This is a genomic window from Natronorubrum halophilum (assembly GCF_003670115.1).
Taxonomy (GTDB): domain Archaea; phylum Halobacteriota; class Halobacteria; order Halobacteriales; family Natrialbaceae; genus Natronorubrum; species Natronorubrum halophilum.
Genome location: NZ_QQTY01000002.1, coordinates 794,766 through 812,634, shown reverse-complemented (window position 1 = coordinate 812,634; position 17,869 = coordinate 794,766). Strand labels below are relative to the sequence as shown.

Annotated in this window: 25 protein-coding genes; 9 read left to right on the top strand and 16 right to left on the bottom strand. The window is 65.7% G+C overall.

All coding sequences use genetic code 11. The features are described 5' to 3' along the window. The first annotated feature begins 121 nt into the window (after positions 1 to 121). Entirely contained in the window at positions 122 to 1,027 is a 906-nt protein-coding gene (locus tag DWB23_RS10125) for an NmrA/HSCARG family protein (protein ID WP_121742679.1), read from the top strand. A gap of 199 nt (positions 1,028 to 1,226) precedes the next feature. Here the strand turns inward: DWB23_RS10125 and hflX are convergent, their stop codons facing one another. From hflX to DWB23_RS10110, 3 genes are all read right to left on the bottom strand, one after another. After that, the gene (gene hflX / locus DWB23_RS10120) at positions 1,227 to 2,540 is read right to left on the bottom strand and encodes a GTPase HflX (protein ID WP_121742678.1); all 1,314 of its coding nucleotides are present in this window, start codon (positions 2,538 to 2,540) and stop codon (positions 1,227 to 1,229) included. 323 nt (positions 2,541 to 2,863) lie between these two features. After that, positions 2,864 to 3,121: a DUF3194 domain-containing protein gene (locus tag DWB23_RS10115; RefSeq protein ID WP_121742677.1), complete on the bottom strand. Its 258-nt coding sequence runs from the start codon at positions 3,119 to 3,121 to the stop codon at positions 2,864 to 2,866. Continuing rightward, positions 3,122 to 3,523: a prefoldin subunit beta gene (locus DWB23_RS10110; protein ID WP_121742676.1), complete on the bottom strand. Its 402-nt coding sequence runs from the start codon at positions 3,521 to 3,523 to the stop codon at positions 3,122 to 3,124. Positions 3,524 to 3,631: 108 nt separating this feature from the next. On the opposite strand from DWB23_RS10110, the gene DWB23_RS10105 reads away from it, so the two are divergent. Further along, positions 3,632 to 4,705 carry an iron transporter gene (locus tag DWB23_RS10105; RefSeq protein ID WP_121742675.1) on the top strand — a complete coding sequence of 358 codons (1,074 nt, stop codon included), beginning with the start codon at positions 3,632 to 3,634 and terminating at the stop codon, positions 4,703 to 4,705. A gap of 40 nt (positions 4,706 to 4,745) precedes the next feature. On the opposite strand, the gene DWB23_RS10100 is transcribed toward DWB23_RS10105, so the two are convergent. The 6 genes from DWB23_RS10100 to DWB23_RS10075 form a co-directional block, all read right to left on the bottom strand. Next, positions 4,746 to 5,240, bottom strand: coding sequence for a DUF2243 domain-containing protein (locus DWB23_RS10100; RefSeq protein WP_121742674.1), 495 nt, complete (start codon positions 5,238 to 5,240; stop codon positions 4,746 to 4,748). A 121-nt stretch (positions 5,241 to 5,361) separates the two neighbouring features. Continuing rightward, positions 5,362 to 5,628 (bottom strand): KEOPS complex subunit Pcc1, encoded by a 267-nt coding sequence (locus tag DWB23_RS10095; protein ID WP_121742673.1) that lies wholly within the window; start codon positions 5,626 to 5,628, stop codon positions 5,362 to 5,364. Positions 5,629 to 5,638: 10 nt separating this feature from the next. Then, positions 5,639 to 5,773, bottom strand: a complete 135-nt coding sequence (locus DWB23_RS10090) for a DNA-directed RNA polymerase subunit P (RefSeq protein WP_121742672.1) — start codon at positions 5,771 to 5,773, stop codon at positions 5,639 to 5,641. A 22-nt stretch (positions 5,774 to 5,795) separates the two neighbouring features. Then, positions 5,796 to 6,059 (bottom strand): eL43 family ribosomal protein, encoded by a 264-nt coding sequence (locus DWB23_RS10085; RefSeq protein WP_121742671.1) that lies wholly within the window; start codon positions 6,057 to 6,059, stop codon positions 5,796 to 5,798. Positions 6,060 to 6,132: 73 nt separating this feature from the next. Continuing rightward, positions 6,133 to 6,336 (bottom strand): hypothetical protein, encoded by a 204-nt coding sequence (locus tag DWB23_RS10080; RefSeq protein WP_121742670.1) that lies wholly within the window; start codon positions 6,334 to 6,336, stop codon positions 6,133 to 6,135. Between the two features lie 116 nt (positions 6,337 to 6,452). Then, a complete protein-coding gene (locus DWB23_RS10075; protein ID WP_121742669.1) occupies positions 6,453 to 7,208 on the bottom strand; it encodes a DUF2103 domain-containing protein in 756 nt (251 codons plus the stop codon). Between the two features lie 500 nt (positions 7,209 to 7,708). On the opposite strand from DWB23_RS10075, the gene DWB23_RS10070 reads away from it, so the two are divergent. Continuing rightward, positions 7,709 to 9,007, top strand: coding sequence for an MFS transporter (locus tag DWB23_RS10070; protein ID WP_121742668.1), 1,299 nt, complete (start codon positions 7,709 to 7,711; stop codon positions 9,005 to 9,007). A gap of 77 nt (positions 9,008 to 9,084) precedes the next feature. Here DWB23_RS10070 and surE read toward each other — a convergent pair whose 3' ends face one another. Next, complete coding sequence (surE, locus tag DWB23_RS10065) at positions 9,085 to 9,915, bottom strand: 5'/3'-nucleotidase SurE (protein ID WP_121742667.1); 831 nt, start codon at positions 9,913 to 9,915, stop codon at positions 9,085 to 9,087. Positions 9,916 to 9,987: 72 nt separating this feature from the next. Next, positions 9,988 to 10,431 carry a zinc ribbon domain-containing protein gene (locus DWB23_RS10060; RefSeq protein ID WP_121742666.1) on the bottom strand — a complete coding sequence of 148 codons (444 nt, stop codon included), beginning with the start codon at positions 10,429 to 10,431 and terminating at the stop codon, positions 9,988 to 9,990. Positions 10,432 to 10,551: 120 nt separating this feature from the next. On the opposite strand from DWB23_RS10060, the gene DWB23_RS10055 reads away from it, so the two are divergent. Then, a complete protein-coding gene (locus tag DWB23_RS10055) occupies positions 10,552 to 11,067 on the top strand; it encodes a hypothetical protein (RefSeq protein ID WP_121742665.1) in 516 nt (171 codons plus the stop codon). Between the two features lie 58 nt (positions 11,068 to 11,125). On the opposite strand, the gene DWB23_RS10050 is transcribed toward DWB23_RS10055, so the two are convergent. Further along, positions 11,126 to 11,437, bottom strand: a complete 312-nt coding sequence (locus tag DWB23_RS10050) for a hypothetical protein (RefSeq protein ID WP_121742664.1) — start codon at positions 11,435 to 11,437, stop codon at positions 11,126 to 11,128. A 118-nt stretch (positions 11,438 to 11,555) separates the two neighbouring features. Next, positions 11,556 to 12,914, bottom strand: coding sequence for a tRNA pseudouridine(13) synthase TruD (gene truD / locus DWB23_RS10045; protein ID WP_121742663.1), 1,359 nt, complete (start codon positions 12,912 to 12,914; stop codon positions 11,556 to 11,558). Positions 12,915 to 13,054: 140 nt separating this feature from the next. On the opposite strand from truD, the gene DWB23_RS10040 reads away from it, so the two are divergent. After that, positions 13,055 to 13,216, top strand: coding sequence for a hypothetical protein (locus DWB23_RS10040; protein WP_162989789.1), 162 nt, complete (start codon positions 13,055 to 13,057; stop codon positions 13,214 to 13,216). A 161-nt stretch (positions 13,217 to 13,377) separates the two neighbouring features. After that, positions 13,378 to 13,617 carry a hypothetical protein gene (locus DWB23_RS10035; RefSeq protein WP_121742661.1) on the top strand — a complete coding sequence of 80 codons (240 nt, stop codon included), beginning with the start codon at positions 13,378 to 13,380 and terminating at the stop codon, positions 13,615 to 13,617. 169 nt (positions 13,618 to 13,786) lie between these two features. On the opposite strand, the gene DWB23_RS10030 is transcribed toward DWB23_RS10035, so the two are convergent. Further along, on the bottom strand, positions 13,787 to 14,044 hold the full coding sequence (locus DWB23_RS10030; RefSeq protein ID WP_121742660.1) for a hypothetical protein: 258 nt from the start codon (positions 14,042 to 14,044) through the stop codon (positions 13,787 to 13,789). Positions 14,045 to 14,177: 133 nt separating this feature from the next. Between DWB23_RS10030 and DWB23_RS10025 the strand changes: the two genes are divergently transcribed. After that, positions 14,178 to 14,777, top strand: a complete 600-nt coding sequence (locus DWB23_RS10025; RefSeq protein WP_121742659.1) for a GNAT family N-acetyltransferase — start codon at positions 14,178 to 14,180, stop codon at positions 14,775 to 14,777. 39 nt (positions 14,778 to 14,816) lie between these two features. Here DWB23_RS10025 and pth2 read toward each other — a convergent pair whose 3' ends face one another. Next, positions 14,817 to 15,155: a peptidyl-tRNA hydrolase Pth2 gene (pth2, locus tag DWB23_RS10020; RefSeq protein ID WP_121742658.1), complete on the bottom strand. Its 339-nt coding sequence runs from the start codon at positions 15,153 to 15,155 to the stop codon at positions 14,817 to 14,819. Positions 15,156 to 15,246: 91 nt separating this feature from the next. Between pth2 and DWB23_RS10015 the strand changes: the two genes are divergently transcribed. Both DWB23_RS10015 and dcd read left to right on the top strand, forming a co-directional pair. After that, positions 15,247 to 15,819: a YIP1 family protein gene (locus DWB23_RS10015; RefSeq protein WP_121742657.1), complete on the top strand. Its 573-nt coding sequence runs from the start codon at positions 15,247 to 15,249 to the stop codon at positions 15,817 to 15,819. Positions 15,820 to 15,878: 59 nt separating this feature from the next. Further along, a complete protein-coding gene (dcd, locus tag DWB23_RS10010; RefSeq protein ID WP_121742656.1) occupies positions 15,879 to 16,481 on the top strand; it encodes a dCTP deaminase in 603 nt (200 codons plus the stop codon). A 69-nt stretch (positions 16,482 to 16,550) separates the two neighbouring features. Here the strand turns inward: dcd and DWB23_RS10005 are convergent, their stop codons facing one another. Then, positions 16,551 to 17,867, bottom strand: a complete 1,317-nt coding sequence (locus DWB23_RS10005; protein ID WP_121742655.1) for a DUF7405 family protein — start codon at positions 17,865 to 17,867, stop codon at positions 16,551 to 16,553. Positions 17,868 to 17,869 lie beyond the last annotated feature (2 nt).

Genomic DNA, 17,869 nt, shown 5'->3' with positions numbered 1-17,869 from the left:
GCCGGCGCTATATACGCGTTCGGAGCCGAACTAGGTACCGTGATGAAACTAGCTGTGCGCGTTCCACCTGCGGTCGTATCGTCTCCACCCGCCAGCGACCGATTCGGAGGGACGAACTAACATGACCACGAGCGTCCTCGTCACCGGGTGCACCGGTAATCAAGGCGGAAGCGTCGTCGAACACCTCCTCGAGTCCGACGCCGATTTCGACGTCCGCGGACTGACCCGCGACGCCTCGAGCGAGCGCGCTCGGGAACTCTCCAATCGGGGCGTGACGATGGTCGAGGGGGATTTGAACGACAGGGAATCGCTCGCGCCCCACGTCGCCGACGTCGACGCGGTCTTCGCCGTCACCAACTTCTGGACGGTAGGCTACGAGCAGCAGGTCCAGCAGGGCAAGAACGTCGCGGCGGTCGCGGCCGAGGAGGGCGTCGACCAGTTCGTCCTCAGCGGCGTCGGCAGCCACGAGAAAGAGACCGGCGTCCCTCACTTCGACTCCGCCTGGGAGATCGACCAGCACGCCCAGGACCTCGACCTGCCGCTGACCGTCCTCCAGCCCGTGTTCTTCTTCCAGAACCTCGAGGCCTTCGCCGAGGACGTCGTCAAAGACGGCCAGATTGCGCTCCCGCTCGAGGAGGGAGTCAGCCTCCAGATGATCGATACCGACGACGTCGGCCGCGCGGCCGCGGTCGCCTTCGAGAACCGCGAGGAGTTCGTCGGCGAGCGCGTCGAACTCGCGGGCGACGAGAAGACGCTCGCCGAGACGGCCGAGGTCCTCTCCGAGGTCACCGGCCGTGACGTAGAGCCGGTCCACGTCCCCATCGAGGACGCCTACGACTCCTTCGGCGAGGAGTTCACCGTCATGTGCGAGTGGTTCAACGAAGTCGGCTACAGCGCGGACATCCCCGCCCTCGAAGACCGGTTCGGCTTCGCGTTCACCGATCTCGAGTCCTACCTCCGCGAGAACGGCTGGGAGGACAAGGAGGGCATGGCGTCCGTTCCCGGCTGGGTCAAAGCGATGCAATAAACGGACGCGAATTCGTTTTCTGCCACCGACGAAAACCGCGCCAGCGGCAGTGATCCGCGTATCACGTCTGATTCGCGTACTACATCTGATTCACCGATCACGTCTGAGCCCACGTACCACGGCACCTGGTCCGATCACGATGATCTCCGTTCGCTCGCTACAACCCAGTCTGCTACGAACTGAACCCGCCCGAAGCCGACTACCGAGTCAGCGCCGCGGCCCGACTTCGGAACCGCTCGAGGACCGACGGCCGACCCCGGCACTCGAGTCGCACCTCGCTCCCGTCGTAGTCGACCGACTCCACGCTCGTCCGGTCGTAGGCCTCCGAGACGAGCGCCATCGCCTCGTCGCAGTTGGGCATCCGTATCGTCGCCGACTCCGTCGGCAGTCGGTCGCGAATCGCCGTCCGGAGCGCCTCGAGGTTCGTCCCCTCGAGGACGCTCGCCGGAATCGGCTCCGCTGCCGAGGCGGGCAGACAGCCCAGTGCACGCTCGAGTCGGCCGGTTCGCTCGCTCTTCGAGAGCCGGTCGACCTTGTTCAACACGGGAACGATTCGGTCGTCGTCGACGCCCTGTGCGGCGAGCACCTCGAGCGAGACCTCGAGTCGATCACGAAACCGCTCGGGCGGATCGCTCGCGTCGGCGACGAGTACGACGACGTCCGCCGCGGCCGCCTCCGACAGCGTCGAACTGAACGATTCGACGAGGTCGTGGGGCAGGTCGTCGACGAAGCCGACCGTATCCGTGGCGAGCACCGGCCGACCGTCGATGGTCGCCCGCCGCGTCGCCGTCTCGAGGGTCTCGAACAGCCGATCCGCGACGGCCGCGGTGGCGTTCTCCGTCGAGTCCGCCGGCTCCGTTTCCTGGTCGGCCCGGGACTCCTCGAGCGAGAGGTCGTCCGCGAGTCGGTGCAACAGCGTCGATTTGCCGGCGTTCGTATAGCCCGCGATCGTGACGAGGTCGAACCCCTCCTCGCGACGACGCCGGCGGAACTGCTCGGCCGGATTCGGGAGTTCCTCGAGCGTTTGCTCGAGGCGATCGATCCGGTCGCGAACGTCGTAGACCGGCGATCCCTTCTCGGTCCCTTTGTTGAGCGCGCCCTCGTCCGCGGACTCGATCAATCGCGGCAGGTCATATCGGAGCCGAGCCAGTTCGACCTGTCGCTGGGCTCGTCGGGTTCCGGCCTGGGCCTCGAAGATCTCGAGGACGAGTCGGTACCGGTCGACGACGGCCGTCCCGTCGGGGAGCATCGACTCGAGAGCGTGGTGTTGGCTCGGCGTGAGTTCGCCGTCGACGACGACGCGCTGTGCATCGCGGTCGGTGACGGTTTCGGCGAGTTCGCGGACTTTGCCGCGGCCGAAGTACGTTCCGGCGTCTTCCGGGCCGGCCTGTGTTACCTCGGCGACGACGTCGTCACCGGCCGCACGGATGAGCGCCCGAATCTCGGCGGTCTCGACGGGGGTGGTCGCCGATCGTTTCGCAACGACTGTGCGTCGATCGTGTGTTCGTGACATTGGTGTTGGTGGTGTGGCTGCATGGCTGTCGAAAATCGATACTGGAACCCTAACTCGAGCGAACCGCGGAGCCGGGGCTCACGGTGTGAACACGACCGGGTGCTCGCGTCCCGACTGGTTGCTCGTACCGTCCGGTACGACGGAAGCGCAACACCCGGTTCAGCGGAAGGAGAGGATCTCCATCAGTCTCGGTTCGAAACTCGAGGGCGAACTACAAATCAGTTGTGGACCGGTCAGTAAGCCGAACGGAAGGCGATCGGGTCCTGGCTCGAGGGACGCACCGCTCTGTGGTGTCGAGCGGTCGAGAGGAATCGAAACGCCCCTTACACCGCGAACAGGTCGTCGACCGCCTCCCGCGCGGCGAGCGCGGCATCGTCGGCAACCCGTTCGGGGTCGGGTCCGTCCCCGTCGTCGGGTGCGTTGAGATAGACGTCGACTTCGAGGGTGCCGTCCTCGAAGGTTACGGTGACGTCTATATCACGCACCGCCGATTGCTTGTACTGCGAGAAGACGTAGCCTTCCGCAGCGTCGGAGGCCGTCTGGACGACGGTTTCGTCCGACGGCTCGTCCGTCGTCGACATTTATGCGCCGCCAGCACCCGGGCCGCCTGGGCCGGCCGGGCCGCCCATGCCGCCGCCCGCGCCGCCGAGCAACTCTTCGAGTTCGCCCTGCAGGTCCTCGAACTGCTCCTGAACGCGCTCTTCTTGCTTTTCGAGGGTCTCGAGTCGGATCTCGAGGGAGTCGACCTTGTCCTCGAGGTCGTCTTCCGCGGCGTCGTACTCGGTCTCGACGAGGAGTTCGCCGACCTTGCGGTACATGGCGGTGTCGTCGTCGATGTTCTCGAGCTCTTCGAGGGCGTTTTTGGAGTCGGTGAGGCTCGATTCGGCTTCCTGCTTCTGGACGGCGACCTGCTGTGCGGTCTCCTGCAGGTCCTGAAGCTGTTCGATTTTCTCTTGTGCTTCCGGGGGTAGATTACCTTGCATATTTCGACCGTCGCCCTCCGGACTGATAAAGCCAAGCTTTGACGTCGATCAGCGGGGCCGGGACGTGCAACCCGCATCCCTATCCGGAACGCAGTCGTGGTGGTCGTGATGCGACGGCGAACGGTACTCGCTGCCGGCGGCTGCCTGTTGAGTGCCGCCTCGGCCGGCTGCCTCGAGACGCTCCGGCGGGAGGACGCCTGGCGCGAACTCGTCGTCGACCCGCCCGACGAGGTCTACGTCCCGCCCCACGCCGACGGGATGGTGACCTACGGGACGGCGACTGCGGACGGTCGAGAGATCGCGCTGCTGGCGTCGCGTCCCCACTCGTTCTGGCCGGTCGCCGGCGACGAGCGAAGCCGGGCCGACATCCGCTCGCGGCACGCGCTCCACCTGATGGTCGACGTCCGAGATACCGAAACGGGTGCGATCATCCCCTCGCCGGTGACCGCGGCGATCCGACGGCGAGACGGGGCGGCCGAAGACGGTGGCCTCGTCGATCGTCGGTCCCTCTGGCCGATGCTCTCCCAGCGCATGGGGCCGCACTACGGCGACAACGTCCCGCTCGAGGGCGACGGCACGTACTCGGCGACGATTCGAATCGGAGCGACGAGCGCCGACGCGGTCGGCGCGCTCGCGGACGGGCTCGAGGAGCCGACGACCGTCGATCTCGAGTTCGAGTACGAGGCCGCCGAGATCGAGGGCCTCGAGCGCCGGTTGATCGACGAGGACGAGGGCCGCGGCGACCCCGATGCGCTCGAGCCGATGGCGGACCGAGGCGGGGAGCGCGTCGAGTCCGCGTTCGACGGCGAGCGCGTGACTCGAGTCGGCTCCGAAACGAACGACGGTATCGTCTCCACCGCCGCATTCGTCGAGAGCGATCGGAACGGAACGGCGGCGCTCGTAGTAGCGCTACGGACGGCGCACAACCGGTATCCGCTCCCGTTCGCCTCCCTCTCCGCGACGGTTTCTCGAGCGGGTGAGGGGATCGCCGGTGGCTCGCTTCAGGAGACGATCGACCCGCGGTACGGACATCACTACAGAACGTCGATCGATCCGGGGGACTTCGAGCGAGGCGACGAGCTGTCGATCACCCTCGAGACGCCGCCGCAGCTGGCACGCCACGAGGGGTACGAAACGGCGTTCCTCGAGCGGAACACGGTGACGATCCCCTTCGACGGATAGCGTCGCCGTCCGTCAGTCTGCTCGGTGCCGGCGGAATTCGTTATTCGAGCCGGCTCGCGTCGGCGGACGGGACGTGCCCGTCGACCGTTCGAAGGATACCCCATCCGAGCGCGAGCAACAAGAGGCTCACGCCGATCCACGGGGGGTTCCACGCCTCGGTGCCGTGGACGACGTTGTGCAGGTCGAGCACGTAGTGGTCGACGATGCCGTCGTAGACGTTGAACACGCCCGCGCCGACGACGATCCAACCGACGAGGTACCGCGTCGAGAACCGTTCGGCGGTCCCGTTGACGGTGACCCAGAGTAGCCCGAGTCCGGCGGCCGTGATCCCGAGCGTGGCCAGCAAGAAGAGCCCGTCGAACATGACGTTCGTCCGCAGTCCGTCGAGACTGTACGGATCGTAGTACCCCGAGAGGAGGTGGTGCGTCTGGAATATCAGGTGGAAGAGCACGGTGTCGATAACAGCGCCGAACCCGAACCCGATCGCCCCGCCCGCCAGCAGGAGCCGGCGTCGGGTACTGGTGACCGTCGTCATAACTCATCCTCACCCTCGACGGGCAAAAAACGGAAACAGGCAACTGCCATCCCGAGACGGAATCGTCGACTCGCTCGAGGCGTTCGCGAGCACCCGACGTGGACCGACGCGCCCTCGTCGATCAACGCCCTTCGAGCGACGCTACACCGATAGCTGCCGTTCGCTCGGCCACGTCGACCAGCGAGAACCAGGTGTTGAGCGCGGCTCGAAGCGCGATCAGGTCCGCGGCGGCGATCTCGATTCGGACGACCGACCCGTCGCGCTCGACCGTCGTTCGGGAGCGCTCGTCGTCGATCTCGCCGATCTCGCGGGCGACGCTTTCGGCGACGATCCGTGCGCAAGACGGCGTCTCGTACGAAAATTCGAGAGTCGCGTCGTGAGAAGACACGGGCGAATCGTTACTCGACGGCGACTTCCTTGACGTCGCGGCTGCGCTCTTTCAGGAGCACGCGGTGGCCACAGTAGGGACAGCGGACGCCGCCGTACTCGTCGATCTGGACGTCGCGTTTACAGCGGGAGCATTTGTAACTCATACTGAATCAGTGTCGGTCGTCGTTATTCGTCGTCTTCGGCCAGTGCAGCGCGGATCGAACGCTTGACGGTTTGGCCGGCGGGCGTCTCCGGCCGGTAGGCACCGCCGGTGAAGACCTCTCCCGTTTCTTCGTTCTTCCAGATACCGGTGCCGACGCGCGTCACGTCGTCACCGTCGACCTGGGAGCTTTGCATGTCGTCTTCGATTTCGCTGACGCGACGTCGAGCAACACGACCGTAGCGTGCACCAAAGCGGCCTGCGCTACCAACGATTCCGTTATTGGCCATAGTAGGACTAGCTATCCCCAGCGGATTCTTAAACCTGTTGAGTCGCGACGGACCGAACCGCCGCGCTCACCGCCTACCCGTCGGCCCGTTCCGCGACCGGCCCGCTGAACAACTCCCGGACGACCAACGCGAGGGCGGCGAGGTAGCCGACGGGGGCCAGCGGGGCGGCAAGCAGTCCCGTTCCGAGCCCCGTCACTACGATGACCGATCGGAGGGCGAGCCCGCTTACCGCGAGCAGCGGAATCGCGGCCAGGACGGCGTCGGGACGCTCGAGCATGGCTAATTATATCTAATTACGCCCGGTCGGATAAGGGGCCGACAACCAGCAGGCAGTGTCACTTCCGTCAGGTCGTGACAGTATTTGCCCGAGAACGGTCCGGGTCGTCGCGGCGGTCACTGAAACTCCGACTCGTCCAGTACGTCGTTCAGGTCGTCTCGGATCCGCTCGCCCATCTCTCGATCTCGAGCGGTCGTGACGACGCGGTTTTCCTGGACGCTCGAGCCGTCCCGGATGAGCATGCGAACGTTGCCGCCGTCGTCGGCGCGGGTGACCTTCGCCCGGAGGCCAGACTGGGAGCCTTTCCCGCCGGCGTCGATGGGTCCCGGGATGACCTTCTTGACGTGGGGATGATCCGCCACGGTGTGGATGACCCGCATCCCCGTGCGGCCTCCGATGAGCGTCGTGTGGCTGCCGCCGATCTTCTCCGCCGGCGGCGTGTTGACGACGTCGAGGGCGCGATTGCCGCGGCGCTCGAGGACCGCCTCGACGGGATCCTCGTCGCCGACGCGGTAGAAGGGGTGGTGGATGTCCTCTCGAACGGCTCGGATCACCTCGCGCTCCCCGCCCGCGTAGACCTCTTCGGGCCGCTTGCGCCGAATTTCGTCGCCGATCTGGCCCGCGAAGTTCCGCAGTTCGACGACCTCGTTCTCGCCGTCTTCGGGCGTCGTGGTGATCGTCGTCTCGCCCAGTACCGGATCGTCCATCTCGGTCGTCGACGGGTCTTCGTCGTCGCCGTCGCCCGCGAGCATCGTCAGCGTCGCTCGATCGCGTCCCGCCTCGAGGACGATCGCCTCGGTGTTCTGTGCCCGGCAGACGAGGCAGTAGTCCCCGGGTTTCTCGAGCGGCGAGGCGCAGTGGCGACACTCCATAGCGGTGGTTCACGACGCGCGTGTAAAACCGACGGGTTTTCGACCGGGACGCTCGCCGCCTCTCGGCGGTCGTGTCAGGAGTACGGTTTTGGTATTCGGAACCACTCGTGCAACTCGCTCTCGGTATCGCCGTTCTACTGACCACCCGTTCGCTCGGTGTCAAATCCAAAGAAAGGCACGTACCAAAACATATTTAACCGACACTACGAACGGTAGTGATAGTTCGTTTATGACCTGCCGGCTTGCGGTTCGCCCGGTGTTCAACCCCCGTTCGCCTCCGGCTTCTGGACGGGCCCGATAGCTGCAGCATTCGGGCTCGTTTCGCTACCTCCTCGGTAGACGCACTTCCTCTCGACTACGCACACGCACATGCCGACATCCGCCGAGTTTCCGGTCTACTGCCGGGGCTCACACGACCACGTACTCACGTTCGAACCGGAGTCGAACCGTTCACTCGCACCACCCGGAGACTCGCTGACGCTCCCCGGGGGTGGGACGCAATGACCGCCGCCACCGAGCGCTCGCTGTGTAGGAACCGTGACTTCCGGCGCTTCTTTGCCGGACAGTTCGTGACGAACGCTGGCGATAGCCTCTACACGGTAGCCGTCCTCTGGCTCGCGTTCGAGCTAAGCGGCTCGAGTCTCGTCACTGGCGCTCTGAACGCGATACTGCTGCTCCCGTGGCTGTTGCAAGTATTCGCCGGGCCACTCGTCGACCGCCTGCCGCTCAGATCCATCCTCGTCGGATCGCAGGTGATCCAGGGCATTGTCGTACTCGTCCTGCCGCTCACAGCGGTAACCGGACAGCTACGCGTCGGCGTGTTGTTCGCCGTCGCTCCGGTTCTCATGCTCGCAACGCTGCTAATGGCACCGATGGAGTCCGCACTCCTCCCTCGTATCGTCGATGACGACCGACTCTCCGGGGCCAACTCCGCCTTAGCGACGGTGACGCTCGGACTGGATATGGTATTCGATGCGCTCGGAGGCGGTTTCATCGCCGTCTTCGGGGTGACGGCGCTATTCCTCGCCGACTCGCTCACCTTCGCCGCCGCTGCGGTACTATTCGCCGGTATCACGCTGGGGACTCCCGTGAATTCGGACAAGACGGAGGGAACCAACGAATCCGAACCGACCGTCGAATCCGTACTCCGATCGTACGGATCAGATCTACGGGCCGGTGTTGATATCCTCCGGGGGACTGTCTTCATCGAACTGATGCTGACAACCGCCGTCGCAAACTTCACGATCGGGGTCACGCTGGCGATTCTCCCGGCGTTCGGCGACGGTCTCGGCGGAGCCGCGGCCTACGGCTTGCTGCTGGGAGCGCTTGGCATTGGCCGCCTCATCGGATCGGTCGTCGGCCCGTACGTCGAAGGCATTCCCTATGGGACAGTACTCATTTCGCACGGGTTGGGTGCGTGTTTCTGGATCGCGGCGGTGTTCGCACCATCGGCGGCGCTCACGATCGTCTTGTTCGGTCTCGCATGGGTTCCTGCTGGCGTTTCAGGCGTACTTACGTCGACCCTGAATCAGCGGGTGTTCCCGCCGGACCTGCTCGGTCGAGTCTCCGCGACGAAGGGCACTGCCTCGGGGGCGACGCTTCCGCTGGGTTCACTTGTCGGCGGCATCGTCGCCGAGTCCGTGGGAACAACGACAACCATGGCACTGGCCGCTAGCGGCTTCGGTTTTACAGCCGTCTACGTCCTCCTGCGTCCACGGCTTCGACGGCTCCCTGCCGTTGAAGCGGCCACGCCGAGCGACTTCGGTCTACAAACCGAGACGAGCCAATCGCCGGAGTAACGCGATCGCCCCAGTCACTACCCTCCTCACGTGAGATCCCTTCGTGCGCTCGCACACGTAGCAAACGCAACCTACCGCTATAGAATCCGCTCGAGGATGTTCCGAACCGGCTCCGTGTCCACGACGTCGTAGGGGACCGTCATCGGGGACACCGAGACCTTCCCCTCGAGCAGCGCGTGGCGGTCCGTATCGTCTGGATCGGGGATGTCCCGGTTCGCCATCTGCTGCCAGAGCCGGTTGGTCAACTGGAACCGGCCGTTCTCGAGGGTGGCATCCATCTCGTACACCTCGGTCGGACGGGTGAGTTCGAAGCCGCTCGGCTCTCTATCCGGACGCGGCACGTTGACGTTCAGATAGTCGACGCGGTCGAACAGGCCCGTACCGGGGACGCCGCTCGCGAGCGTCGCGGCGATCTCACCGGCGCGTTCGAACTGTGCGGGCTCGAGGTCACCCTCGAGTCCGAGCGTGTCCAGCGAGATGGCGATCGACGGCGTATCGAGGAAAGCGGCCTCCATCGCGGCGCTGACGGTGCCCGAGCGCGAGAAGACGTAGGCTCCGAGATTGGCCCCGGCGTTACAGCCCGAGACGACGAGGTCGGGTTCGGGCTCGATGGCGTTGACGCCGACGATGGCGCAGTCACAGGGCGTTCCGTTGACGGCATAGCCGATCTCGTGATCGGTGTGAGGGACCGGCGAGGTGAAGGCACTGCCCTCGAGATCCAGCGAGCGGTCGTCGGTCTCTGAACTCGTGCGGCCGTAGGAGAGCGATCGGCCGACCGCGCTCTGGTTCCGGTCCGGCGCGATGGTCGTGACCGAACCGACGGTCGAAAGCGCCTCGTAGAGCGCCCGAATGCCCGGCGCGTCGATCCCGTCGTCGTTCGTCAGGAGAATGTTCGGTTGCTCGTCCATACCGTCCGGGTTGGGGACGGGGCTGGATACGAGTATCTATTCACCGCGAGCGATCCGAGGGAGGCCTCGCGATCACTCCGACGGCTCCATCACGTCCGCGAGTTTCGTCCCGCAGGCCGGACAGTACCGCGAGCCTTCGGTGACGACCGCCTCACACGCCGGGCAGGCGAACCCGTTCTCGTCGATAGCCGCGTTCTCGACGCTGCGCTCGAGGTCGTCACCACAGGCGGGACAGTAGGCGGCATCCACGGCGACGTCCGCTCCGCAGGACGGACACCCGGTCGTGTCCTCCCAGAGCACCCGTCGCTGAGAGTTCGAGACGTAGTTGTACGCCCCCCAGAGGACGTTTCCGATCCCCATGGTCCACCAGATCGTCAGTAGCGCGACGAGGATGTGCGAGCCGACCGAGCCGAACTCCCGATCGACCATGACGACGCGGTCGCGGTCCTCGTCCTCGAGCGTCCAGCCCTGTGCCACGAGGTCGTCCATCTGCTGTTGCAAGCGAGTACTTCGCATGGGGAGAGGAGGACTCGAGCGAACAAAAGCCTGTTAGCGCGGAGGGAGTAAGTTCGTTCGTCTGAGGGGACAGGCTTCCAACAGGATCGTTTATTTCGCTGCAGTTAGTCGTCAGTAGTCGTGATCGAACTCGTTCACTCGGTGATGGCGGAGCTACTGGTCGTACAGGTCGACCCGGGGGTCGACATCGGCACGACCGGCGGCCTCGTCGGCAGTGCCATCGGGTCGTTCCTGACGACGTTGGTCGTCGGGGCGATCATGGTCGCGGTCGCCCCCGAGTACACGGAGCGAATGATGGCCGACGTACTCGAGGATCCGGTGAACGCGTTCGTCTACGGGATCCTCTCGCTGATCGGTCTGTTCGTCCTGACGCTGCTACTCGTCATCACCATCGTCGGAATCATCGTGGCCATTCCGCTCGCGATCGTCGCGTATCTGGTGGGGGCGATCGGCAGCGTCATCGCGTACCTCGCCATCGCCGACCGACTGGTCGGACGCGAGGACGGCTGGCTGAAACCGTTGCTCGTCGCCGCCGGACTCAGTGGCGCGCTCGCGCTGACCGGGATCGGCGGCCTCCTCTCGCTCTGTATCGCTGCCGCCGGCTTCGGTGCGGTGCTCCGGGATTATCTCGACTGAGGTCGGCAGGGAACCGCATTCGCCTCGCGCGAGCGCTCGTCCCGTTCGACGCCATCGCTCACGCTCGAGTCCACCAGGGAAGGTATCGCAAGAACCGGTCCAGCGCCGACGACTCTTCGCGGCGGATTCGGAGCGTCGACCCCTCGGCCTCGAACGTCGCTTCGGTCGCCGGAATCTGCTCACCGTCCGGTAAGCGAACGCGCTGCTCGCCGGCGGGGACCGTGCCGCCACTGCTCGCGCCGAACAGCGTTCGCGGCTGGCCGGTCGGCTCCGAAACGGGGCCGTCGTACTCGAGTTCGTACACCGTCCGCCCGTCGACGGTGGTTTTCCGCCAGTCGACGAGTTCGGAATCCTGATTCGGTCCGATCATGATCGTGTGAGCACCTGCGCCGGCTCGCCGCGGCTTGCCGACAGCTGTCTCGAAACCATTCGCCGTGGCGACATGAATCTGCCGCCAGCGCCGGTGACGAGCGATCGATGCCGTGACCTCAGCCCAGATCGACCGGATCGACCTTCAGGAACTCCCGCAGGACGACCGTCGCGTACGATCCCTTCGGCAGCGCAAAGGAGAGCGTGAGCGGGTCGGTCTCGTACTCGAGGGGCGTCCGAACCAGGATCGCCCGCCGGGTGCCGGTCGAGTGGAACTCCCCGGGAAGGTCGAAGTCCGCGGGCTCGAGGCCGAGGTCGTCGAGGACGGCGTGTTCGATCTCGCCCTGCTCGCCGTCGGCGAGTTCGGTCTCGGTGCCGACCAGCGGGGCGGTGACGAACGCCCGGCCGCGCTCGCAGTGGCGCGTCACCGACGACACGCGGCGCTCGTCGACCCGCTGGAGGCGATCGGTGTCGGGCAACTCGAGACCCTCGGGGGCGTCGGTGTCGGCGAAACAGGCGACGTCACCCTCGACGGGGCGGTCGAACGGCAGGCCGCGCTCGAGACGCTCGCTGAGCATCAGGTTGAACGCGTAGGACTGGGCGGCGTGGACGAACAGCCGCTGGAGGTTCGAGGGGACGCGCTCGAGGGCGGCCCTGAAGTCCTTGGGACCGGGCTCGCCGTCGCACTCCACGACGCCGTGGAGCATCGAACGCTCGTAGCGCAGGCGGTTGGGGAAGCGCTCGAGGGCTTCCTGCCAGTCGCGGGTTTCCTGAACGAACGCTCTGGCCGCCTGCGTACCCTCGGGTTCCGCATCGGTGGGATTGCCGAGGTAGGCCATCACGGCTCCCTCCCAGTCTCTGCGGGCGATCTCGAGGCCCACCTCGTGCGTCACCGGCCGACGGCTGCCGAAGCGCTGCTGGCCGAAGAAGTTGGGGACGCCGACCGAGACCGAAGTTTCGTCGTCGGAGCTCGCCGACTCGAGGCCGCCGAACGCGTGCAGTTCCGCCGCGATCGCCGCTGCGTTTTCCGGCCGGCCGAGATCGCTGACGACGAGTTCGAACGCGTTGCCCGCGAGGTCGCCGAACTCGAGGGATCGGCCCGCCCGTCCGACCACCTCCACCTCCGCACCGTCGACGTCCGGCAGGTCTTCGGGGTCGACGCCGTAGACCGAGAACAGCTGCGTCGTCACCGCGTACTTGTCCTTCGTGCCGGCCCAGTTGACCCGCTCTCGAGACATCTCGAGCGCGTTCGAGAGCCGGGACGCGAAGTCGTTGGTATCCCACCCCGAGAGCGTCGCCCGAAAGACGAGATGGGGGTAGGCGTCCGTGGGCGCGTCGATCGGCTCGGTCGAAAAGCGCTCGAGTTCGCGCACCCGGAAGTGCTCGTCGTCCTCGCGCAGGTGGCCGCCGACGCCGTCGGCGTCGCTGACGTAGTGTGCCATACCGACGGCCTGCTCTGTAGGATGGGCGGGGCGCATGCTGATTGGCGGTGCTTCGGCTGCGGGGGATAAATCGGTTCGTTCTCGCAGCGACGCTGACGACGAGGGGTCGAATCGAACCCAACGGGCGAGCGTATGCAGGCTGTTTCGGTTTGTCCGCAGGGACCGACTCGTGGAACGTGACATTCCAACTGCCGACCACGTGTCCGATCTGTCAGGAGACGCTGGCCCTCGACCGCAGCCTCGACGATCATCTCGTCGGGAGCCACACGCATCGCGAAGTCGCCGGTCACCTGGTTTCACAACACGGTCCGACCGGAGCGCAGTCCGTCGCTGACTGAGCATCGTCGTCCCGCGATCACGCGACTCTCCCGTGTCGGAGTCGCTCCGACTCGAATTCTCAAGTACCGATACTCAGTGCCGATACCGACTGCTGATACAAAGCACCGATATCGAGTCCAGATACCGAACACGTTATTGACAGGTCCGCCGAAGGAGCCGTATGGATCGCGTGGACGCTCGTCGGGCGCTCCAGATGGCGCTCGGGCTGGCTATCGGAATCGGTCTCGTCTCGCTCGTGACGGGCGAGTGGCCCAGTCCGGCATTCCTGCTCGGGATGGGACTCGTCCCGGTTTTTCTTGTGGCGCTCGCGAGCATCGACGGCCCGCTCGAGCAACGAACGGCCCGGATCGGCGCGACGGTCGTACTGGTACTCCTCCTCGGCGCGGCGCTCTGGCTATAGTAACAACTGAAACGATTTACACCCCATCGCATGACGGCTACGCGATGGGGCGTGCATTGACTTTCAGTTATTACTATACTGAACTGACGGAATCCACCCGACGGCTACGAAAGAGTGTCGGTCTCGGGGACCGGTCCGCGGACGGCCATCGCGTGCGACGGACGCGGCGTTACGTTTCGCTACTCAGGTCCGCGTCGACGCGGACCTCCGAGTCGGTGATCGTTTCGATGTTTTCGCTCGGAATCTCGAGGTCGTCCTCGCCGGCGTCGCCGCGCCCGAGACTCTGGATCCACGCGTTCGTGAGACTGGGCTCGGGATCGACGAAGGCGACCTGTTCGATGGGATCGATCTCCGTGACGATACCGATCTGTTCGCCCCTGACGTCCATCAGGAACTTCCCTTCGTCTTCTGTCGAGAGGACTGACATTGTAACCGGAAATATGTTGTCGGATAGATAAGTATCTATTGATCTCGACGGAACCGGACGGGTTCCCCACTCAGTTTGCGCCAGGTCGGTCGCGAAAGATACGTTTTTCTACGAGTATCCGGCTGTTCGTACTATGTCGCTATTTCCCGCCGAGATGGAGAGCGAACGGCTCCGGTACGAGCGACTGCACCCCGACGGTATCGACGCGTTCGAGTTGTACGAGCACGTCCGCGTCGGCGCGCCGGACATCGAGGAGATAACGCGGTACGTCACCTGGGAGCCCTACACCCAGCCGAAGAAGGCGTTCGACTGGGTCGAACAGTGTGGCGACCAGTTCGAAGCTGGCGAGACCGCGACCTACGTGATCCGTCCGAAGGAGGGCGAGCGCGCGGGGGAACTGGCCGGGCTCGCCGGCCTCGATCCGGACTGGGAGCGACGCCTGGCGATCCTCGGCGTCTGGCTTCGAAAGCCGTTCTGGGGACGCGGCTATTCGGGCGAACGGGCGGGACGGCTCCTCGAGCTCGCGTTCGATCGACTCGATCTCGAGGTCGTCGCGGTCACGCACGACCCCGAGAACGACTCCTCACGGCGGGCCATCGAGGCGTACGTCGACCGCTTCGGCGGGCAGAAGGAAGGCCGGATTCGGAACGACATCATCATCGACGGCGAGCCCCGCGATTCCATCCGCTACAGCATTTCGCGGGCGGAATGGCGACGAAACCGGTGCGACTGAGCCTCGAGGCCGCGCTCTCCGTCGTCGCTTCAGCGGAACTCAGAACAGCGAGAGTTCGCCGGTGACGCTGTCGACGCGGTCGTCCGCCGCCGGGCCGACGGCCAGCGTGGTGACGGTTCCGGGCTCGAGTTGGGTGTGACCCGCGTCTCTGACGATCGCGTTCGGAATCCCCTCGCTGTCGGCGATCGCGGCGAGTTCGTGCAGTTGCCGTTCGCTCTCGCCTTTCAGGACGACCTTCTTCTGGCCGCTCTGTTTCCACTGGTTCTGGAGCTGGCTGTCCGCCTTCTCGAAGGCCGACAGCGACGCGTGAGCGACCTGCGCGGCGAGCTTTCCCTGTCCCATTCCGATGTCGGTGCGGGCGACGATGGCCTGTTTCATGCTCGATCCGAGAACGTCGGTCCCTATAGCCGCGGCGAAAGCGATAGCGCGAACCCGAACTGTTTTACTACCTGTCTGTTTCGTCTGAAATATGTTGGACACGCCACTCGTTGCCCCCAGCGAGTACTTCAACCGAACGGACGCGTTCTCCCTGCAGCGAGCAGTAGGACTCGCGCTTGCGTACTGGCTCGGCTCCGTCGCCGTCGCGATCCTCTGGCGAGTCACCGGCGATTTCGACCTCGCTCCCGTGACGGTGTCGTTCGTGCTGCAAACCCTCGAGGCGACGTTGCTCTACTGGGTGGTTCCGACGGTCGTCCTCTACGGACTCGGATACGTGATCGGCGCTTCGGGCGAGCCGGCCGACGCGCTGACTCTCGCGGCCTGGGGACTCGTCCCGTTGCTGGCCGGACAGGTGGTCTCGAATCTCCTCCTCTACGCGCTCGTCCTGCTCGAGGCCGATTCGACGGGGAGTCCCGCCGGAACCGATATCTGGCTGTTCGTTCCGCTCACGCTGCTCGCCTGCGGCTGGGCCGCCTACATCTGGCGGGGCGGACTTCAGGCCGACTTCGACCTCGATCGATCGACTGCGACGGCGACCGCCCTGCTCGCGGCGGCGATCTGTGCGGGGCTGTTGCTCGTCCCGATTCTCCCGTCGGTAGCCTGAGTTGCCGGTCGTCGGTCTGAACCCGAATCGTTTACACCCCGCCGTTCGATTGCTCGCGTATGATCCTCTCCGACGCGGACATCCTGCGACGCCTCGAGGACGGTGACCTCGTCGTCGACCCGCTCGACGACCCCGAACTACAGATTCAGCCGGCGAGCGTCGACCTCCGTCTCGGCCGGGAGTTCCTCGAGTTCCAGCGGACGAACATCCCCTGTATCCATCCGAACTCGGAGAACGAAGTCGACGAGTACGTGAGCGAAACGGTCGTCGACGACGGCGACGACTTCATCCTCCATCCCGGCGATTTCGTGCTGGGAACCACCCACGAGCGCGTCGAGATTCCGGCGGACCTGATCGCCCACGTCGAAGGGCGGTCGTCGCTCGGCCGGCTTGCGGTCGTCGTTCACGCGACGGCCGGGCTCTGCGACCCCGGCTACCGGGGCCAGATCACGCTCGAGCTTTCGAATCTCGGTTCGGCTCCGGTCGCGCTTACGCCGGGCATGCGGATCTCGCAGCTGACGTTTACGGAGCTCAAAACGGAGGCCGAGCGACCCTACGGCAGCGACCGCGGCTCGAAGTACCAGGATCAGGCCGGCCCGCAGGCCTCGCGCATCCAGAGCGACGACGAGTTCGGCGGCGACCAGCTCGAGCGCGGGGAGTGACCGGCTCGCCCTCCGCGCCGGGGACCGGCTCCTCGAGCGGCGGACGCTCGGTCACTCTCCGTCGACGATTCACGTCTCAGGAGCCGGCGTCGGAAGCGCACGAATCGACCGGGGCGGCACGAGATAGTCGCCCCAGCGCCGCAAGCGGATATACCGAAGGATGCCGTTCCCCTGGCGCGGGCCGACGCCGTGTCGTCGAAATTCGTCGCCAGTCATCGCTTCTCTCACCCGGGTGAACTCGCTCAGTTCTCGCTGGAGCGAGACAAAGTGGAGGCCACACACGTCGCCGTCGGTCGTGTTCACGTCGCGACGGAGCAACACCGGATCCCCGTCTTCGCGCGCTCGAGCGAGCTTCTGGGCGTGTCCGACGATACCTCGCTCGCTGGCATGGTCGTGGACGGCATCTGCGACCGCTGCGACGTCGGTGTCGGTTCCGAGGCGCTCGCCGTACTCGCCGACGGCTTCTCGCTCGGCGTGATCGGGGCTGAACAGGCGCGCGACGCGTTCGTCGTGGTCGTTCGCGTCGAACCAGACGTCGAGGTCGAGGTCGAGCGTCTCGACGTGTTGCGTCGATCCGCCGGCGAAGGCGCCTTCTCGAATCGTCACCCGATCTTCGGTCGCCTGACTCGATCGAAACCCTGACCGAAACCCCACGAAGAACGGCGCCTCCTCGGGCACCGGCTCGCCGTCCGGAATGCCCTCGAGCCCGCGCTGTCGGTCGGCCGGCAGGCCCGGTCCGACGAACCCCGTCCGACGACCCGTCCGCTCGAAGACTCCCTCGAGTGATACCGACATCGACCGCCCGTTGAGTCGATCGCGGTCGCTGAACAGGGCGTTTTCGACAGCGAGCACCGTGGCGGCGTCGTCGCTCGCGAGGTGCAAGAGCGCGTCGTTCGTATCGATGCTGACGTCGCTCTCGGCCGCGAGGACGGCGATCGGATCCGGTTCAGGGAGATCGACGGCGTCGTCGAGTGGCGCGTCGAAGCGACCGAAGTACGCGGGCGTGTACCCGAGCGTGAAGAGGATTCCCTCCGGGCTCCATTCGATCGCGCGTTCGACCTCCTCGAGCGCCGTCGTCACGGTGTCGCGGGCCGCGTCAGTCGGCTCCGTCGACAGCGCCAGTCGCAAGAAGACGTGGTGTTCCGGGGGGCTGACGTTGCCGTCCCGGTCCTCCGCCAGCACGTCGTTCCAGGCGTGCTGGCGATCCGGGAGCGAGCCGGGGTCCCCGATGCCCGAGGGGGCATCCACCATCGGGTCATCGTTAAGACAGGCGGCGAGCGCGGCGGCTCCGCCGGTCGCAACCGCCGCGCGCAGAATCGCTCGTCGCGACCGGCCTTCCGTCGTCGTCGCGTCCGGTCGATCGACGGGTGGCGACGGCGGTCCCATCC

What these genes read in the sequence shown, in the direction of transcription:
- DWB23_RS10125 (WP_121742679.1), top strand. Translation starts at nt 122, where the DNA reads ATGACCACGAGCGTCCTCGTCACCGGGTGCACCGGTAATCAAGGCGGA.
- hflX (WP_121742678.1), bottom strand. Translation starts at nt 2,540, where the DNA reads ATGTCACGAACACACGATCGACGCACAGTCGTTGCGAAACGATCGGCG.
- DWB23_RS10115 (WP_121742677.1), bottom strand. Translation starts at nt 3,121, where the DNA reads ATGTCGACGACGGACGAGCCGTCGGACGAAACCGTCGTCCAGACGGCC.
- DWB23_RS10110 (WP_121742676.1), bottom strand. Translation starts at nt 3,523, where the DNA reads ATGCAAGGTAATCTACCCCCGGAAGCACAAGAGAAAATCGAACAGCTT.
- DWB23_RS10105 (WP_121742675.1), top strand. Translation starts at nt 3,632, where the DNA reads ATGCGACGGCGAACGGTACTCGCTGCCGGCGGCTGCCTGTTGAGTGCC.
- DWB23_RS10100 (WP_121742674.1), bottom strand. Translation starts at nt 5,240, where the DNA reads ATGACGACGGTCACCAGTACCCGACGCCGGCTCCTGCTGGCGGGCGGG.
- DWB23_RS10090 (WP_121742672.1), bottom strand. Translation starts at nt 5,773, where the DNA reads ATGAGTTACAAATGCTCCCGCTGTAAACGCGACGTCCAGATCGACGAG.
- DWB23_RS10085 (WP_121742671.1), bottom strand. Translation starts at nt 6,059, where the DNA reads ATGGCCAATAACGGAATCGTTGGTAGCGCAGGCCGCTTTGGTGCACGC.
- DWB23_RS10080 (WP_121742670.1), bottom strand. Translation starts at nt 6,336, where the DNA reads ATGCTCGAGCGTCCCGACGCCGTCCTGGCCGCGATTCCGCTGCTCGCG.
- DWB23_RS10075 (WP_121742669.1), bottom strand. Translation starts at nt 7,208, where the DNA reads ATGGAGTGTCGCCACTGCGCCTCGCCGCTCGAGAAACCCGGGGACTAC.
- DWB23_RS10070 (WP_121742668.1), top strand. Translation starts at nt 7,709, where the DNA reads ATGACCGCCGCCACCGAGCGCTCGCTGTGTAGGAACCGTGACTTCCGG.
- surE (WP_121742667.1), bottom strand. Translation starts at nt 9,915, where the DNA reads ATGGACGAGCAACCGAACATTCTCCTGACGAACGACGACGGGATCGAC.
- DWB23_RS10060 (WP_121742666.1), bottom strand. Translation starts at nt 10,431, where the DNA reads ATGCGAAGTACTCGCTTGCAACAGCAGATGGACGACCTCGTGGCACAG.
- DWB23_RS10050 (WP_121742664.1), bottom strand. Translation starts at nt 11,437, where the DNA reads ATGATCGGACCGAATCAGGATTCCGAACTCGTCGACTGGCGGAAAACC.
- truD (WP_121742663.1), bottom strand. Translation starts at nt 12,914, where the DNA reads ATGCGCCCCGCCCATCCTACAGAGCAGGCCGTCGGTATGGCACACTAC.
- DWB23_RS10035 (WP_121742661.1), top strand. Translation starts at nt 13,378, where the DNA reads ATGGATCGCGTGGACGCTCGTCGGGCGCTCCAGATGGCGCTCGGGCTG.
- DWB23_RS10030 (WP_121742660.1), bottom strand. Translation starts at nt 14,044, where the DNA reads ATGTCAGTCCTCTCGACAGAAGACGAAGGGAAGTTCCTGATGGACGTC.
- DWB23_RS10025 (WP_121742659.1), top strand. Translation starts at nt 14,178, where the DNA reads ATGTCGCTATTTCCCGCCGAGATGGAGAGCGAACGGCTCCGGTACGAG.
- pth2 (WP_121742658.1), bottom strand. Translation starts at nt 15,155, where the DNA reads ATGAAACAGGCCATCGTCGCCCGCACCGACATCGGAATGGGACAGGGA.
- DWB23_RS10015 (WP_121742657.1), top strand. Translation starts at nt 15,247, where the DNA reads ATGTTGGACACGCCACTCGTTGCCCCCAGCGAGTACTTCAACCGAACG.
- dcd (WP_121742656.1), top strand. Translation starts at nt 15,879, where the DNA reads ATGATCCTCTCCGACGCGGACATCCTGCGACGCCTCGAGGACGGTGAC.
- DWB23_RS10005 (WP_121742655.1), bottom strand. Translation starts at nt 17,867, where the DNA reads ATGGGACCGCCGTCGCCACCCGTCGATCGACCGGACGCGACGACGACG.